Source organism: Variovorax sp. YR216, assembly GCF_900107745.1.
GTDB lineage: Bacteria > Pseudomonadota > Gammaproteobacteria > Burkholderiales > Burkholderiaceae_C > Variovorax.
Map to the genome: position 1 here is coordinate 397,033 of NZ_FNRO01000003.1, position 15,494 is coordinate 412,526.

Below are 15,494 nucleotides of genomic sequence, written 5' to 3' on the forward strand. Positions count from 1 at the left end.
CATCGACGGGCGTTTTTCATTCGGACTACCCGAGTTCGAAGGTGGTGATGCCGTAGACCCGTTCGAGTTCGCAGGCCGGCGCCGGGCCCGCATACATGCGGGCGGTCTCGAACACGCTTTGCATGCCGTGCGCTTCGGCCAGCGTCACCGCATCGGCGTTGGGCAGAGGAACGTCGAGATAGACCGTGTCACCGGCCGGCACGCTGGCGCACAGTGCATCGAAAAGCGCGTTCGCGACGTCGGGGCTTTCTGCGATGAGCGGGCCGATCTTGCGCCCCTCGCGACATCGCCGGATCACGCCCCAGCCTGCGAGTCGGTCCTGGTCCATCCATGCGAGGCCGGTCGATTCGGGCATCGCAATCCAGCTGCGGAGAAAGGCTTCGCGCGGCGCAGGGAACACCCGGCGATCGTCGGCGCAGAGCACGTCGAAATCGATCGTGGAGAGAGGAACGATCTGCGGGCCCCTGTCGACGGTCGTCCGTGCGACGCCGGCAAAACGTGCGTTGTTCCACGCGAGCTCGAATCCGCTGCGCCGGTAGTTGTCCTGCTGCGCCGGCACGCCGTCAAGTCCGACGACGTGTCCTTTGAGCCGTCCCATGCCGGCCTTCCAGAGCTGCATCCCGATGCCGCGGCCGCGCCAGGTCGGCGCGACGATGTACAGGCCGATGAAGCCGAACCGCCCCGCATACGACACCGCGCTGATGAAGCCGACGGGCAGGCCTTCGTGTTCGGCCACTAGGAAGCTTTCCGGGTCCGCTGCATGGAAGCAGCGCGCGTCGTGCAGGCCGGGATTCCAGCCTTCGCGCGCAGCAGCGTCGATCGCGAGCTGGATCTCGTCGCCTTGCAGTGTGCGGATTGCAACGTCCATGGGTGCATTGTTCCGGGTGAAGGGCCTATGGTGTGACCGAATTTCCAGATCGAGGTATTGAGTTGCAACTTGATCAGTAACTCGATGACACAATTTGCCGACTTCTGGAGGAGTTGGCATGTTGGATGGAATTCGCCGCACAGCCGGCATGGGGGTGTCTTTGGCCTTGGTGGCTTCGCTGGGCGCGGCCACCGCATTCGCGCAGACGAATCCACCGGTGCAGGCGGTCGAAGTCGTCACGCATCCCTGGGTGGTGCCGCCGCCGAACTGGTCGCCGGAGGCCTACTTCACGAACCTCAAGGACGGCGCCACGCTGGAGTCGCCCTTTGTCGCGCGATTCGGATTGTCGATGCGCGGCATTGTTCCCGCTGGCAAGACGGCGGGCACTGCGGGTCATCACCACCTGTTGATCGACCAGCCGCTGCCGCTCGACTTCACGAAGCCGTTGCCGTTCACCGAGCACTACGTCCACTTCGGCAAGGGCCAGATGGAAGCGGTGGTGAATCTGCCACCGGGCACCTACACGATGCGGCTGGTGCTGGCGGACCAGGGCCACATTCCATACTTCGTCTACAGCAAGCCGCTCAAATTCACGGTGAGCAAACAGAACGCAGGCGTGACGTCGGCCAGCCTGCAGGGCGCGCCACACATCGAAGTGCTGAGTCCGTCCGACCGCGCGACGGTGCAGACGCCGCTGCGCGTGCAGATGCATGCGACGGGCTACAACATCTCGCACGCCGGGCCCAAGGTACCGGACACCGGGCACTTCCGCCTCGTGCTGGAGCGCGCCGGCCAGAAGACCGAAATCATCGACCTCGAGGGCGGACAGACCGAGTTGTGGCTCAATCCGCCGAAGGGCGACTACAGCGCAAGGCTCGAGCTCATGAGCAACACCGCCGCCGGCAACGTGGTGGCGCGCGCAAAGACGGTCGCCTTCACCGTGCGGTGACGACGCCCTTCGCGGCGAGCACGGCCGCGGCCGCTTCCGCAAAGCCCGCGCCGCGTTCGTGCGCCGAGACGTACCGCGGAAGGTGCGGCAGCGCGGCCTCGAAGCGACGGACGTTGGCCACGCCGATGCTGTGCGTGAAGTGCTCGAACATCAGTGCGTCGTTGGTCGAATCGCCGACGTAGGCCCAGAGGTCCATTTCGTCCTCGAGCCTGCGATCCCAGAGCTCGCGCACGATCCATCGCGCACCGGCGAGCTTGTCGTGATTGCCCCACCAGCCATTGACATGGATGCTGGAGATGGTGGCGTGCATGCCCTCCCCGCGCATCACGGCGACGACGTTGGCGATCGTCTCGTCGCCGAGATCGGTGAACTCGCTGTGGTCGATCGCGATGTCGCACTCGCGGCCTGCCGAATCGGTGGCGCGGCGTGCACCGGGGATGTCTTTCTCGATGCGTTCGAGCACCGCTTGCATGCGCGCGAAGTTGCGCTCGCGTGTCGGTGCATCCTGCTGATAGCGCTTTTCGAGGCGGCCGTCGCGGGTCGGCACCAACGCCACCGCGCCGTTCTCGGCCACGATCGCATCGATCGGCCAAGCCGCTGCGAAGGGCTCGCTCCAGCCGACGGGGCGGCCGGTCACCGCTACGACGCGCAGGCCGGCGGCCTTCAATGCCGCCATCGCGTCCAGCGCATCGGGCGTGATCGCGCCTTCGGTGGTCAGGGTGTCGTCGATGTCGGTGAAGACGCCGACCAGCCTCTGTCTCGCCTGCAGCGGCCAATTCGCGAGCGGTTGCATCAGCCGCTCCTTGGCATCGGCGGTGGGCGTGCTCATCCGCCGGCGGACTGCAATGCCAGGCCGGCGTGCTCGCGCAGCGGATGGAAGTGGATCTTCGGGAACCGCTCCTGCGCCAGCCGCACGTCGTACGGCGAGGTGCAGAGGAAGGCCAGCGTGTCCGCCGCATCGCGCGACATGCGCTGCGGGTAGGCATCGACGAAGGTGCGCAGCTCAGCGGGCGTGTCGGCGGTGATCCAGCGCGCGCCGGTGTACTGGCAGCCTTCGAGGCGGATGTCCGCGTCGTATTCGGTCTTGAGTCGGTGCTGGACGACTTCGAACTGCAGCTGGCCGACCGCGCCGAGCAGCATCGGGCCGCCGATCTCGGGGCGGAAGACCTGGATCGCGCCTTCCTCGCCCAACTGCGCAAGCCCCTGCTGGAGCTGCTTGGTCCGCAGCGGGTTCTTGAGGATGACCGTCATGAACAGCTCGGGTGCGAAGAAGGGCAGGCCGGTGAACTGCAGCGAAGCGCCGTCGGTGATCGTGTCGCCGAGCTGCACGCCGCCATGCGTGGTGAAGCCGACGATGTCGCCCGCGTAGGCTTCCTCGACCGCCTCGCGGCGCTGGCTCATGAAGGTCACGACGCTGGTCGGGCGAAGCTCCTTGCTGGTGCGCTGCACCTTGAGCTTCATGCCCGGCGTGTAGCGGCCGGAGGCCATGCGCACGAACGCGATGCGATCGCGGTGGTTGGCGTCCATGTTGGCCTGCACCTTGAAGACGACGCCGGCGAAGTCCTTGTCGTCCGGCTGGATCTCCTTGGTCACCGGCTGGCGGTTGACCAGTGTGGTGCTCACGCGCGGCTGCGGCGGCGGTGCCAGGTCGACCAGCGCATCGAGCACTTCCATGACGCCGAAGTTATTGACGCCCGAGCCGAAGAACACCGGTGTCTGCTTGCCGGCGAGGAAGGCCTCGCGATCCCACTCCGGCGACGCCCCGGTGGCGAGCTCCATGCTCTCCATCGCGGTGTCGAACTCATGGCCGAAGCGCTTCTGCAGCTGCTCGCGCTCGGTCAGCGGGATGGTCTCGAAGTCCTGCGGCAGGCGTTCGCTGCCGGACTCGAACACCGTCATCGCCTGCGTGCGCAGGTTGATGATCCCGCCGAACGACTTGCCCTGGCCCACCGGCCAGGTCATCGGCACGCACGGCATGCCGAGTTCGCGCTCGATCTCGTCGAGCAGCTCGAGCGGCTCGCGCACTTCGCGGTCCATCTTGTTGACGAAGGTGAGGATCGGCGTGTCGCGCTGACGGCAGACCTCGATCAGCCGGCGGGTCTGCGCTTCGACGCCGTTGGCCGCGTCGATCACCATCAGCGCCGAATCGACCGCGGTCAACACCCGGTAGGTGTCTTCGGAGAAGTCCTTGTGGCCGGGCGTGTCGAGCAGGTTGATCACGTGATTGCGATACGCCATCTGCATCACCGACGAGGCCACCGAGATGCCACGCTGCTTCTCGATCTCCATCCAGTCGGAGGTGGCGTGCCGCGACGCCTTGCGCGCCTTGACCGAGCCCGCGATCTGGATCGCGCCGGAGAAGAGCAGCAGCTTTTCCGTCAGCGTGGTCTTGCCCGCGTCAGGGTGGGAAATGATCGCGAACGTGCGGCGGCGGCGGGTTTCGGAGGCGAAGGTCATGGGGTGAACGCGGTGCGCACTCACGGGTGCGGCTGCGGGCGCGGGCGGCGAAGGCAAAACCCACGATTTTACCGACCGGACCCGCGCGGCGGGCTTTGGCTGTCGCGCCGACCCTCGGCTTCACAGGGGCGGCGTGAATCCGTTGCGGCCGACCAGCATTCGCATCGCTGTCGGCTTGCCGTCCTTCACCTGGGCGGTGACAACTACTTTCGCGCCCGCGACCACCAGCGCGGCCTGGTCGGCACTGCCGGGTTTGAACGTCACGATCGGGGTGCCCGGCGGAACGATGACGGTCTGCTCGCCTTCCTTGTAGCGCAACACCATCTTCTGGCCGCCCGGCGTCGACGACGGGGCTTCGGCGAGCGTGGCGACGGTGGCATTCGTCATCGTGCCGTTGGGCATGTAGTCCCACGGACGGAAGCCTTCGCCGGTGCCGCGTGCGGCTTCGGGAAACACCAGCACCTCGACCGCACGCTGGGTGCCGTCCGGTTGCGGCACGGCGCCGGCGCCGACGAAGCTGTTGGGCTTGATGTCGGCCATGGTGAGCGGTACCACCTCCGACACGTTCATGTCGGCCGGGCGCACGAGCGTCACGACCTCGCCGCTGCGGTCCTTGACCGTCAGGGACTTCGAATCGACCTGTTCGATGACGCCGCGCACCCGGACCGTGGGTTCCGGCGCCTGCGCAAGACCGGCGAGCGGCGTTGTCGTGGACGCGGCCACGAGAAACGATGCTGCAAGAAATCGAATTCTGGACATGGCGAACTTCCCGGAAAGAGAGTGTGAATCGGGCAGTCTAGGGCGAACCGGAAACCGCCGTCGGCAGCGCCTCGGCGACGCGCGGTAAAATCCGCCGCTTATCCGAGGAGCGTTGCAGCGCCACCAGGCGTGAGGCTCGGACCCACATCGCAACCACGCTCACCCGCTCGTCTCGCGGTGAGTCCTTCCCCGAACGCAGTGGCATCTTTCAAACTTGTTTTGGAGCCGACATGAGCGCCGTTCTCAAATCCACCGCCGATCAGGCGATTGCCGACATTTCCCTCGCCGCCTGGGGCCGCAAGGAAATCCGCATTGCCGAAACCGAAATGCCCGGCCTGATGGCCATCCGCGAAGAGTTCGCGAAGAGCCAGCCGCTGAAGGGCGCGCGCATCACCGGCTCGCTGCACATGACGATCCAGACCGCGGTGCTGATCGAGACGCTGCAGGCCCTGGGCGCCAATGTGCGCTGGGCTTCGTGCAACATCTTCTCGACGCAGGACCACGCCGCCGCCGCCATCGCCGCCAACGGCACGCCGGTGTTCGCGATCAAGGGCGAGTCGCTGCAAGACTACTGGGACTACACCCATCGCATCTTCGACTTCGGCGCCAAGGGCTCGGCCGGCGAAGGCCCGAACATGATCCTCGACGACGGCGGCGATGCCACGCTGCTCATGCACCTGGGCCAGCGCGCCGAGAAGGACCAGAGCGTGCTCGCCAACCCGACCAGCGAGGAAGAGCGCATCCTCTACGCCGCGATCAAGGCCAAGCTGGCCGTCGATGCGACCTGGTACACCCGCAAGTCGGCCGAGATCATCGGCGTGACCGAGGAAACCACCACCGGCGTGCACCGCCTGAACGAGATGAGCGCCAAGGGCACGCTGCTGTTCCGCGCGATCAACGTCAACGACTCGGTCACCAAGAGCAAGTTCGACAACCTCTACGGCTGCCGCGAATCGCTGGTCGACGGCATCAAGCGCGCCACCGACGTGATGATCGCCGGCAAGGTCGCCTGCGTGGCCGGCTACGGCGACGTGGGCAAGGGCTCGGCCCAGGCCCTGCGCGCGCTGAGCGCCCAGGTGTGGGTCACCGAGATCGACCCCATCAACGCCCTGCAGGCCGCCATGGAAGGCTACAAGGTCGTTACGATGGAATACGCCGCCGACAAGGCCGACATCTTCGTGACCACCACCGGCAACAAGGACGTCATCACGCACGACACGATGGCGAAGATGAAGGACCAGGCGATCGTCTGCAACATCGGCCACTTCGACAACGAAATCGACGTCGCCTCGCTCGAGAAGTACGAGTGGGAAGAGATCAAGCCCCAGGTCGACCACATCACCTTCCCGGACGGCAAGAAGATCATCCTGCTGGCCAAGGGCCGTCTGGTGAACCTGGGCTGCGGCACGGGCCACCCGAGCTTCGTGATGTCGTCGTCGTTCGCGAACCAGACGATCGCGCAGATCGAACTGTTCACCAAGCCCGACGCCTACCAGGCCGGCAAGGTCTACGTGCTGCCCAAGCACCTCGACGAGAAGGTCGCACGCCTGCACCTGAAGAAGGTCGGCGCGATGCTGACCGAACTCACCGACGCGCAGGCCGCCTACATCGGCGTCAACAAGAACGGCCCTTACAAGCCGGACACGTACCGCTACTGAGCGGGGACGGGCGTAGCGTTTTGCGCGCCGATCAGTTGCTCGTCGAACGCGGCCTCGCCGCGTCGCGCTCGCAGGCGGTGCGGCTCATCGCAGCCGGCTTGCGCTGGCGTGACGGCGCCGACTGGCGCACCGTCGCGAAGAATCGCGATGACGTGCCGGAGACGGCCGAGCTCGAACTGCTCGATGCCGCAGAGGCGCGCTTCGTCTCGCGCGGCGGGCTGAAGCTCGAAGGCGCGCTCGCGTCCGCCGGTGTCGATCCGAAGGGCAGGCGATGCCTGGACGTCGGGCAGTCGACCGGCGGCTTCACCGACTGTCTGCTTCAGAAGGGCGCCGCGCATGTGGTCGGCGTCGACGTGGGGCACGGCCAGTTGCATCCGCGCGTGCAGGCGGATGCCCGCGTGACAGCGATCGAGGGCGTCAACGCCCGGTCGCTGAGTCGCGACGCCTGGGCATCGCGGTCGCCCGAAGATTCGGCCTTCGACCTGATCGTCGGCGATCTGTCCTTCATTTCGCTCACCCTCGTTCTCCCGGCCCTGGCGCCGCTGCTGAAGCAGAGTGGCGACCTGCTCATGCTCGTCAAGCCGCAGTTCGAACTGCAACCCGGCCAGATCGGCAAGGGCGGCATCGTTCGCGATCCCGCGCTCTACGGCGTGGTCGAACAGCGATTGCGCGATGCCTGTGCATCGCTGGGCCTGCGCGTTGTGCAGTGGCAGGGCAGCCCGATCGTGGGCGGCGACGGCAATCGAGAGTTTTTCATTCATGCCATTCATGCCAATGGCGAACAAGGAGCCGGCCGTGCGCCTTCCGCTCAGTTTTGAATTCTTTCCCCCCAAGACGCCCGAAGGCGCGGCCAAGCTGCGCAATGTGCGGCAGCAGCTCTACGCGATGGAGCCCGAGTTCTGCTCGGTCACCTACGGCGCGGGCGGTTCCACGCACGACGGCACTTTCGGCACCGTGCGCGAGATCCTCGGCGAGGGCGTCTCCGCTGCTTGCCACTTCTCGTGCATCGGCGCCACGAAAGTGACGGTGCGCTCGCAACTGGCCGAATTGAAGGCCATGGGCGTCAAGCGCCTCGTCGCCCTGCGCGGCGATTTGCCGAGCGGCTACGGCATCGGCGGCGAATTCCTCTACGCGAGCGATCTCGTTGCCTTCATCCGCGCCGAGACCGGGCGTGATTTCCACATCGAGGTCGCGTGCTATCCCGAAGTGCATCCGCAGGCGAAGTCGCCGGAGGCCGATCTGCAGGCCTTCGCTGCCAAGGTGCGTGCGGGCGCGGATTCGGCCATCACGCAGTATTTCTTCAGCCCCGAGGCGTACTGGCGCTTCGTCGACGAGGTGCGCGCGCTGGGCATCGACACGCCGATCGTGCCGGGCATCATGCCGATCACCAGTTCGACGCAGCTCATGCGCTTCTCGGACGCGTGCGGTGCGGAAATCCCGCGCTGGATTCGCCTGCGGCTGCAGAGCTTCGGCGACGACACGGCATCGATCAAGTCCTTCGGGCTCGATGTGGTGGCCGCGCTGTGCGAGCGACTGCGCGATGGCGGTGCGCAGTCGCTGCACTTCTACACGATGAACCAGTCGGTGGCGACGCTGGGCGTGCTGGAGCGCCTCGGCTGGAGCGCATGAGGTCGGGCGTCGGTCTCGCAAGGCTTGTCGCGACGGTCGTGGTGGGCGTGTTGCTCGCCGCCTGCTCGACTGCGCCCACCGATGATTCGGGCGGTGGCAAGCCGGGCAGACTTCGTCCGCTGGTCAAGCAGCCGGCGCTCCCGCCCGGTGCACCGCCGCGGTCGCAGGTGCCCTCGGTGCGCTACGACCTCGCGGTGTCGGGCGCCGGCGAGCTGGACGACGGGCTGCCGGAGGACCCCAACCGCGAGATCTTCGAGCGCGGTGGCGCTTCGTGGTACGGCATCCAGTTCCATCAGCGCAAGACCGCGAGCGGCGAGCGGTTCGACATGACCGCGCTCACGGCCGCGCACAAGACGCTGCCCTTCAATACCCGCGTGTGCGTGCGCAGCCTGGTGAACGGTCGCGAGGTGCTGGTCCGCATCAACGACCGGGGGCCTTACGCCGCAGGACGGATCATCGACCTGAGCCGTGCCGCAGCAGAAGCCATCGGGCTCGTGGGTCTCGGGATCAAGCAAGTCGCCCTGTCGGTCGTCGACAAGGACGGCAGTTGCGCCGGCGCCGCCGTCGGGGAGGCCGACTCGCCATCGCAAGACGTGCAGGAAACCCCTGACCGACCGAAGCGCAAGATCGCTCCGCGCAAGCGGCGCTGAACGAGTCTCCTGCTCAGCCGCCGCTGTCGACCGAGAACGCGGCGTTGCGATCCTGCGCGAGCAACTCCGCCATCTGGGGCAGCGCGGCCTGCAGCTGGGCTTTCAGCGTGAAGGGCGGATTGATGAGGAACATGCCGCTCGCGGGCAGTCCGGGCCGGTGCTTGGCGCCGGAAGAATCCGTCACGATCTTGCTCGACTTGACCGTGAGCGTCGCGTGCAGCCACGGCTTGCCGGCCTTGGTCGCGAGCGTCTTGAGGCGGCGCGGCAGATCGTGCGCTTCGGGCCGCGGAATGATCGGATACCAGATCGCGTAGGTTCCGGTGGCGAAGCGCTTGAGCGCGCCCGTGACGAAATCCAGCACGCGCGTGTAGTCGCTCTTGATCTCGTAGCTCGGATCGCACAGCACCAGCGCCCGGCGCGAAGGGGGCGGCAGGAATTTGGTGGCGCTGCCAAATCCATCTTCCCGCAGCACTGCGATCTGGCGTCCCGCGTCCAGCTGGGCAATGTTGGCGTCGAGCGAACGGGCATCCGTCGGGTGCAGCTCGAACAGCTTGAGCTTGTCGTGGTCGCGGAGCAGGTGATGCGTGATGAACGGCGAACCGGGGTAGATCCGCGCGCCGCCCTTGGGGTTGAAGTCCCGGACAACGTCGACGTAGCGTGCCAGCGCATCGGCGAGCGGCGCGGCGGCGTCGGGGCGCGCAAACAGCCGCTGCACGCCGTCGACCGCCTCGCCGCTGGTGCCGGCGTAGTCGCCGTCAAGGCGGTAAAGTCCGGCGCCGGCGTGCGTGTCGACCACGGTCAGGGCGGCATCTTTCTCGAGCAGATAGTCGAGCGTGGCAATCAGCACCGTGTGCTTGAGCACGTCGGCGTGGTTGCCGGCGTGGAATGCGTGGCGGTAGCTGAACATCCCTCGATGGTAACCATCCCGCGTGTTGGGACCGGGCCAATTGCGGCCTGGAAGCTATTTTTCGTATAATGGCGGGCTTCGCAGCGTTTTTGTGGCCCCGCGGCGAAGCAATTCAACCCACCTAAGAGACTCCCAGCAGAGGAGTTCCGACCGTGGAAAAGGGCCCGCCAAACCCTCTTTCAAAGAGAAAACTCATGACCAAAACGTTCAGCGCCAAGCCCGCTGACGTGACGCACGAGTGGTTTGTGATTGACGCGACCGACAAGGTCCTCGGACGAGTAGCCAGCGAAGTTGCTCTCCGTTTGCGCGGCAAACACAAGGCCATTTACACGCCTCACGTCGATACCGGTGACTTCATCGTCATCATCAACGCATCGCAACTGCGTGTCACCGGCGCCAAGCCGCTTGACAAGGTGTACTACCGTCACTCGGGCTATCCGGGCGGCATCACGGCCACCAGCTTCCGCGACATGCAAGCCAAGCACCCCGGCCGCGCGCTGGAGAAGGCCGTCAAGGGCATGCTGCCCAAGGGCCCGCTGGGTTACGCAATGATCAAGAAACTCAAGGTGTACGGTGGCGCAGAGCACCCGCATGCCGCCCAACAGCCCAAAGTGCTGGAACTGTAAGGAGCCTTGAGAATGATTGGTGAATGGAACAATGGCACCGGCCGTCGCAAATCCAGCGTCGCCCGCGTGTTTCTGAAAAAGGGCACCGGCAAGATCACGGTGAACGGCAAGGACATCCAGGATTTCTTTGGCCGCGAAACGTCGATCATGATCGCCAAGCAGCCGCTCTACCTGACCAACAACGTCGAAACCTTCGACATCCTGGTCAACGTGGCGGGCGGTGGCGAGTCGGGCCAGGCCGGCGCAACGCGCCATGGCATCACCCGCGCCCTGATCGACTACGACGCGTCGCTCAAGCCGGTGTTGAGCCAGGCTGGCTTCGTGACGCGCGATGCGCGTGAAGTCGAGCGTAAGAAGGTCGGCCTGCACTCCGCACGTCGCCGCAAGCAGTTCTCGAAGCGCTGATCCGAAGCGTTTTTGGGCTTACCGCCCGAACTGTCAAAAGAGCCGCCTTCGGGCGGCTTTTTGCTGGTTGAAGTAGCATTCGATTATTCGGCCGTGTCCCGGCCGCACAGGAGTTCTCTCGATGAGTGCCGTTGCAGAAAATGTTCAAACCCAGATGCCCGACCCGATCGTCTTCACCGACAGCGCGGCTGCCAAAGTGGCCGATCTGATCGCCGAAGAAGGCAATCCCGATCTCAAGCTGCGCGTGTTCGTGCAGGGTGGCGGTTGCTCCGGGTTCCAGTATGGTTTCACGTTCGATGAAATCACCAACGAAGACGACACGACGATGACCAAGAATGGCGTGTCGCTCCTGATCGATGCGATGAGCTATCAGTACCTCGTCGGCGCCGAGATCGACTACAAGGAAGATCTCCAGGGCGCGCAGTTCGTGATCAAGAACCCGAACGCGACCAGCACCTGCGGCTGCGGATCGAGCTTCTCGGCTTGATGCCATCGGCGCCTTGGTGCCATTTGTCAAAGCCGCCTTCGGGCGGCTTTTTGCTGCCCGTCTCTTTCTGAACTGACCCATGGCGACCTCCGAATCTCCGCGCAAGAGCCTGTTGTGGCTGGTTGCCGTCGGCTTCTTCATGCAGACGCTCGATGCGACGATCATCAACACGGCCTTGCCAGCCATGGCGGCAAGCCTCGGCGAGAGTCCGCTGCGCATGCAATCCGTGGTCGTCGCCTATGCCTTGACGATGGCGATGCTGATTCCGGCTTCCGGATGGCTGGCGGATCGCTTTGGAACGCGCCGCGTCTTCTTCTGCGCCATCATCCTGTTCGTCGCGGGATCCGTGCTGTGCGCCATGTCCCGTGACATCAGGCAGTTGGTGGCTGCACGTGTCGTCCAGGGCTTGGGCGGCGCGCTCCTCCTGCCGGTGGGGCGTCTCGCGCTGCTGCGCTCGGTGCCGCGCGCCGAGTTCCTGGCTGCGATGAGCTTCGTGGCCATACCTGGACTGGTCGGGCCTCTGCTCGGTCCGACGCTCGGCGGATGGTTGGTCCAGTACGCCTCGTGGCATTGGATCTTCCTGATCAACGTGCCGGTCGGGCTCGTCGGCTGTTTCGCGACGCTGCGCATCATGCCGGACTTGCGCTTGACCGGGCAGCATCGCTTCGATGGCGTCGGGTACGCGCTGCTCGCCTTTGGCATGGTCGCCATTTCGCTGGCGATCGATGGCGTCTCGGGGCTCGGCCTGCGCCAGGCAGGCGTGCTGGTTCTCCTCGTGTTCGGCTTTGCAAGCATCACCGCGTACTGGCTGCATGCGGTGAGGCGGCCCTATCCGCTCTTCGAGCCGGCGCTGTTCGGCATCCCGACGCTGAGCATCGGTTTGCTCGGCAATCTTTTTTGTCGCCTTGGAAGCGGCTGCATGCCTTTCCTGGTTCCCTTGCTGCTTCAGGTGTCGATGGGCTACTCGCCGCTCCACGCCGGGCTGATGATGCTGCCCATCGCACTCGCGGGCATGAGCATGAAGCGCTTCGCCACGCCCTTGATCAAGCGGAATGGCTATCGCCGGGTTCTGGTGGTCAATACATCGCTCGTCGGTTTGTCGATGGCGAGTTTTGGATTGGCGACGCCCGAGCAGCCGATTACGCTGCACATCGTGCAACTGGTGATCTTCGGGGCGGTGAATTCGCTGCAATTCACGGCGATGAACACCATCACGCTGAAGGACCTGGATGGCAGCATGGCAAGCGCCGGCAACAGCCTGTTGTCGATGGTGCAGATGCTTGCGATGAGCCTGGGCGTGGCGGTGGCGAGCGCGGTGCTGGCTGGCTACACCGGTATTTTCGGGAACGCAACGCCCCTGGCGACCCTGCATGCCTTCGAGGCTACCTTTGCCAGCATGGGACTGATCACGCTGGCTTCTGCCCTGATTTTCTGGAATCTTCCGCCTGAAGCGAGGGCGGTTCAGCCTGCGCAGCCGGAGGTCTCCGGGCAGGGTTGAGCCTCAGTGCCGATCCGTTCAGGCGGGGTAGACCGCGCCGAGAACGCGTGGCCCCCGAGCGCCAGTGACGCTTGCCAGATTGCCGGAATCTCCGCGCAGCGCGCTACGTGCCAACCAGGCGAAGGCAGCGGCTTCCACTTCCTGCGGGGGAAGGCCGCGTTCAACGGACGACACGACTTCGACTGCCGGCAGCAATGCCCGGAGCCTGCCGAGGAGATGGTGATTGAGCGCGCCGCCGCCGCAAACGATCAGCAGCTGGCTGCCCGCACCGTAGCGTTTCAGATGCCCGGCGCACACCGATGCAGTCAGTTCCGTCAGGGTGGCCTGTACATCGGCGGGGTCGCCTTCGGACCCACCCAGCTGCGCCGCGAGCCAGGTCGGGTTGAACAAGTCGCGGCCAGTGCTTTTCGGCGGGCTCTTGATGAAATACGGGTCGCCGAGAAGTCGCGCCAGTAGCTCCGGCAACACGCGGCCACTCGCTGCCCACTGGCCGCCGATGTCGTAGGGCTGGCCGATGTGCGCCTGGCACCAATGGTCGATCAGCGCATTGCCCGGGCCGCAGTCGAAGCCGAGCACTGTGCCTTCACCCGCCGGGAGAATGCTGAGGTTGGAAATACCGCCGATGTTCAGCACCGCGACGGCCTGGTCGCCGCGTGCGAACAGCGCGCGATGAAAACCCGGAACAAGCGGCGCACCTTGCCCGCCGGCAGCGACATCGCGGCTGCGGAAGTCCGCGACAACCGGAATGCCGGTCAGCTCGGCAAGAAGAGAGGGGTTGTTGATCTGCAGCGTGTAGCCGACTTCGTCGAACTCTCCGGGCCGGTGGCGCACCGTCTGGCCGTGCGCACCGATTGCGGTGACGGCGCCCGGAGACAGGCCGGCATCGGCGATCAGTTGATGAACCACGCCGGCGTAGGCGCGTGCAAGGCCATTGCCGGCCAGGGCCGCTCGGTGCAATTCGTTGTCGCCGGGTGTGTTGAGCGCCATGAGCTCGGCGCGCAGCCCGACAGGGAAAGGTGCCGCTGCATAGCCCTGGACCGCGATGCGCCCGTCGGAAAAGTCCGCGAGGACGCCGTCCACGCCGTCCATCGACGTCCCCGACATCAGGCCGATGAAGAGTTCAGCCATCTTCGGGTTGAGCAGATCAGGCGCTGCGGGGCCTGGGTCAGTCCGCGCTCGCCTGAACCACCGAGAAGGCGGCGGCCAGCTCGGTGCGCGTCGCGACCGCGAGCCGCTCGAAAGCGGGGCGCGACGCCGCGCTGATCGGAGCGCCGCCATCCTGCTGGGCAATCGTGGTCGGGTCGCGATATTCGCCATTCACGCGGAATTCGAAGTGAAGGTGCGGCCCGGTGGCCCAGCCGGTCGAGCCGACGGCACCCACGGTCTGGCTCTGGCTGACGCTCTGGCCTTGCCGGACGTCGATGCGGCTGAGGTGTGCGTACGCGGTTTCCTGATTGTTGCGGTGCTTCAGGATCACGATGTTGCCGTAGCCGCTCTGGGTGCCGGCGAATTCCACGGTCCCGTCGCCGACCGCGCGGACCGGCGTTCCGGTCGGCGCTGCGAAATCGATGCCGTGATGCTGGCGCCAGCTGTTGAGGATCGGGTGGAGGCGCATCGCGAACCCGCTGCTCACTCGGGTGAACTCGACCGGCGAGGTCAGATAGGCGCGACGGAGGCTGTCGCCGTTCGGGCGGTAGTAGGCGCCTTTTTGCCCGGGTTCCTGATACCACAGCGCCTGATGGAGCTTGCCGCCGCTTTCGAATTCGGCCGAGAGAACGCGGCCGGTGCGCAGCGTCTGGCCATCGCCATCGAAGGTCTCGTAGACGACGGCGAAGCGATCGCCCTTGCGCAGCGTTCTGAAGTCGACATCGCCGGAGAAGACGTCTGCCAGTTGGCTCGCGACCGCATCGGGAATGCCGGCATCGTCCGTGGCTGCAAACAACGAGGTTCGCACGATGCCGCTGGCAAGACGGGTGCCCGGCGTGAGCGTGTCGCTTTCAGTCCTGGACTGGAAGCCCGTGGGCGTTTTTTCGATGACGACACGCTTGAAGTTGCCGTCGCCGTCCGGAATCCAGCGCGCGCTGAGTCTTTGCAGCGTGTTTTCCTGTGTCGCCTCGGCGGTGACGGTCCGTCCGGCGCGGCTCAGAAGCGCCGCGCGGGCCTCGGAATTGCCACGCACGAAGGTCGCAGCCGCGGGATCGGCGATCCCCAGTCGCTGCAGCAGCGCTTCGGCGGTGTCGCTCGACCGCGTGATCTCGGTGCGGAAGAGGGTAAAGCTGTGGTTGTCGAGCGCTTCGACCTGGTCGGCGAAGGACAGCGGGGTGACCGCCTCGAACACCTGCTTGACGGGGAGGTCGGCCGCATCGGGACCGAGGGAGGCGACGGCGAAGGCGCCGCCGCCAGCGGACAGAAGCAGCGCGGCAACGGCAGCCGTGATCTGCTTCGGATACGTCCGAAAAATATGGGCCACACGGGAAGCGATCAGCTCCTCGGCGGCAAGAATGCCGTTGATCAAAACTTCGAATCCAGCTCAGGTTCTGCAAAACCGCGCTGCGGGGGCCGTGTCGAACGGGCGGCAGGTCGGTGCGGGGAGCAGCGCCG

Annotated in this window: 16 protein-coding genes and 1 riboswitch; of the genes, 9 read left to right on the plus strand and 7 right to left on the minus strand. The window is 65.7% G+C overall.

Annotated elements, in window-relative coordinates:
• Positions 1–25: 25 nt before the first annotated feature.
• Positions 26–868, minus strand: a complete 843-nt coding sequence (locus BLW05_RS11735; RefSeq protein WP_093162706.1) for a GNAT family N-acetyltransferase — start codon at positions 866–868, stop codon at positions 26–28.
• A 118-nt stretch (positions 869–986) separates the two neighbouring features.
• Between BLW05_RS11735 and BLW05_RS11740 the strand changes: the two genes are divergently transcribed.
• Positions 987–1,817: a DUF4399 domain-containing protein gene (locus BLW05_RS11740; RefSeq protein ID WP_093162707.1), complete on the plus strand. Its 831-nt coding sequence runs from the start codon at positions 987–989 to the stop codon at positions 1,815–1,817.
• Here the strand turns inward: BLW05_RS11740 and BLW05_RS11745 are convergent.
• The 3 genes from BLW05_RS11745 to BLW05_RS11755 form a co-directional block, all read right to left on the minus strand.
• Complete coding sequence (locus BLW05_RS11745) at positions 1,804–2,610, minus strand: HAD-IIB family hydrolase (RefSeq protein WP_093163152.1); 807 nt, start codon at positions 2,608–2,610, stop codon at positions 1,804–1,806. The two genes, BLW05_RS11740 and BLW05_RS11745, sit on opposite strands and share 14 nt — an antisense overlap.
• 32 nt (positions 2,611–2,642) lie before the next feature.
• The gene (locus BLW05_RS11750) at positions 2,643–4,274 is read right to left on the minus strand and encodes a peptide chain release factor 3 (protein ID WP_093162709.1); all 1,632 of its coding nucleotides are present in this window, start codon (positions 4,272–4,274) and stop codon (positions 2,643–2,645) included.
• Between the two features lie 120 nt (positions 4,275–4,394).
• A complete protein-coding gene (locus BLW05_RS11755; RefSeq protein WP_093162710.1) occupies positions 4,395–5,033 on the minus strand; it encodes a hypothetical protein in 639 nt (212 codons plus the stop codon).
• A 98-nt stretch (positions 5,034–5,131) separates the two neighbouring features.
• Positions 5,132–5,201: riboswitch (S-adenosyl-L-homocysteine riboswitch) on the plus strand.
• 62 nt (positions 5,202–5,263) lie between these two features.
• Here BLW05_RS11755 and ahcY point away from each other — a divergent pair.
• Genes ahcY through BLW05_RS11775 form a run of 4 tightly spaced genes read left to right on the plus strand, consistent with a single transcriptional unit; the run spans position 5,264 to position 8,970 of the window.
• Positions 5,264–6,691 (plus strand): adenosylhomocysteinase, encoded by a 1,428-nt coding sequence (gene ahcY / locus BLW05_RS11760; protein ID WP_093162711.1) that lies wholly within the window; start codon positions 5,264–5,266, stop codon positions 6,689–6,691.
• 20 nt (positions 6,692–6,711) lie between these two features.
• Positions 6,712–7,509 carry a TlyA family RNA methyltransferase gene (locus BLW05_RS11765; RefSeq protein ID WP_093162713.1) on the plus strand — a complete coding sequence of 266 codons (798 nt, stop codon included), beginning with the start codon at positions 6,712–6,714 and terminating at the stop codon, positions 7,507–7,509.
• On the plus strand, positions 7,487–8,320 hold the full coding sequence (metF, locus tag BLW05_RS11770) for a methylenetetrahydrofolate reductase [NAD(P)H] (RefSeq protein ID WP_093163154.1): 834 nt from the start codon (positions 7,487–7,489) through the stop codon (positions 8,318–8,320). Before BLW05_RS11765 ends, metF begins: the two co-directional genes overlap by 23 nt.
• The gene (locus BLW05_RS11775) at positions 8,317–8,970 is read left to right on the plus strand and encodes a septal ring lytic transglycosylase RlpA family protein (RefSeq protein WP_093162714.1); all 654 of its coding nucleotides are present in this window, start codon (positions 8,317–8,319) and stop codon (positions 8,968–8,970) included. The genes metF and BLW05_RS11775 overlap by 4 nt, the downstream gene beginning before the upstream one ends.
• A gap of 13 nt (positions 8,971–8,983) precedes the next feature.
• Here BLW05_RS11775 and BLW05_RS11780 read toward each other — a convergent pair whose 3' ends face one another.
• Positions 8,984–9,877: a 23S rRNA (adenine(2030)-N(6))-methyltransferase RlmJ gene (locus BLW05_RS11780; protein ID WP_093162716.1), complete on the minus strand. Its 894-nt coding sequence runs from the start codon at positions 9,875–9,877 to the stop codon at positions 8,984–8,986.
• Between the two features lie 194 nt (positions 9,878–10,071).
• Between BLW05_RS11780 and rplM the strand changes: the two genes are divergently transcribed.
• The 4 genes from rplM (at position 10,072) to mdtD (ending at position 12,893) form a co-directional block, all read left to right on the plus strand.
• Positions 10,072–10,503: a 50S ribosomal protein L13 gene (gene rplM / locus BLW05_RS11785; RefSeq protein WP_093162717.1), complete on the plus strand. Its 432-nt coding sequence runs from the start codon at positions 10,072–10,074 to the stop codon at positions 10,501–10,503.
• Between the two features lie 12 nt (positions 10,504–10,515).
• Positions 10,516–10,908, plus strand: coding sequence for a 30S ribosomal protein S9 (rpsI, locus tag BLW05_RS11790; protein ID WP_088955203.1), 393 nt, complete (start codon positions 10,516–10,518; stop codon positions 10,906–10,908).
• Positions 10,909–11,029: 121 nt separating this feature from the next.
• A complete protein-coding gene (erpA, locus tag BLW05_RS11795) occupies positions 11,030–11,395 on the plus strand; it encodes an iron-sulfur cluster insertion protein ErpA (protein ID WP_088955204.1) in 366 nt (121 codons plus the stop codon).
• A 79-nt stretch (positions 11,396–11,474) separates the two neighbouring features.
• Positions 11,475–12,893, plus strand: a complete 1,419-nt coding sequence (mdtD, locus tag BLW05_RS11800; protein WP_093162719.1) for a multidrug transporter subunit MdtD — start codon at positions 11,475–11,477, stop codon at positions 12,891–12,893.
• 18 nt (positions 12,894–12,911) lie between these two features.
• Here mdtD and BLW05_RS11805 read toward each other — a convergent pair whose 3' ends face one another.
• Together BLW05_RS11805 and BLW05_RS11810 are read right to left on the minus strand one after the other, a co-directional pair.
• Positions 12,912–14,021: an anhydro-N-acetylmuramic acid kinase gene (locus BLW05_RS11805; RefSeq protein ID WP_093162720.1), complete on the minus strand. Its 1,110-nt coding sequence runs from the start codon at positions 14,019–14,021 to the stop codon at positions 12,912–12,914.
• A 37-nt stretch (positions 14,022–14,058) separates the two neighbouring features.
• Complete coding sequence (locus tag BLW05_RS11810; protein WP_093162722.1) at positions 14,059–15,408, minus strand: M23 family metallopeptidase; 1,350 nt, start codon at positions 15,406–15,408, stop codon at positions 14,059–14,061.
• Between the last annotated feature and the right edge of the window lie 86 nt (positions 15,409–15,494).

Bases quoted from the DNA above. Each gene is read 5' to 3' on its own strand.
- rplM (WP_093162717.1), top strand. From the start codon at position 10,072: ATGACCAAAACGTTCAGCGCCAAGCCCGCTGACGTGACGCACGAGTGG.
- BLW05_RS11735 (WP_093162706.1), bottom strand. From the start codon at position 868: ATGGACGTTGCAATCCGCACACTGCAAGGCGACGAGATCCAGCTCGCG.
- BLW05_RS11755 (WP_093162710.1), bottom strand. From the start codon at position 5,033: ATGTCCAGAATTCGATTTCTTGCAGCATCGTTTCTCGTGGCCGCGTCC.
- BLW05_RS11740 (WP_093162707.1), top strand. From the start codon at position 987: ATGTTGGATGGAATTCGCCGCACAGCCGGCATGGGGGTGTCTTTGGCC.
- BLW05_RS11780 (WP_093162716.1), bottom strand. From the start codon at position 9,877: ATGTTCAGCTACCGCCACGCATTCCACGCCGGCAACCACGCCGACGTG.
- mdtD (WP_093162719.1), top strand. From the start codon at position 11,475: ATGGCGACCTCCGAATCTCCGCGCAAGAGCCTGTTGTGGCTGGTTGCC.
- ahcY (WP_093162711.1), top strand. From the start codon at position 5,264: ATGAGCGCCGTTCTCAAATCCACCGCCGATCAGGCGATTGCCGACATT.
- BLW05_RS11805 (WP_093162720.1), bottom strand. From the start codon at position 14,021: ATGGCTGAACTCTTCATCGGCCTGATGTCGGGGACGTCGATGGACGGC.
- rpsI (WP_088955203.1), top strand. From the start codon at position 10,516: ATGATTGGTGAATGGAACAATGGCACCGGCCGTCGCAAATCCAGCGTC.
- BLW05_RS11775 (WP_093162714.1), top strand. From the start codon at position 8,317: ATGAGGTCGGGCGTCGGTCTCGCAAGGCTTGTCGCGACGGTCGTGGTG.
- BLW05_RS11745 (WP_093163152.1), bottom strand. From the start codon at position 2,610: ATGCAACCGCTCGCGAATTGGCCGCTGCAGGCGAGACAGAGGCTGGTC.
- erpA (WP_088955204.1), top strand. From the start codon at position 11,030: ATGAGTGCCGTTGCAGAAAATGTTCAAACCCAGATGCCCGACCCGATC.
- BLW05_RS11750 (WP_093162709.1), bottom strand. From the start codon at position 4,274: ATGACCTTCGCCTCCGAAACCCGCCGCCGCCGCACGTTCGCGATCATT.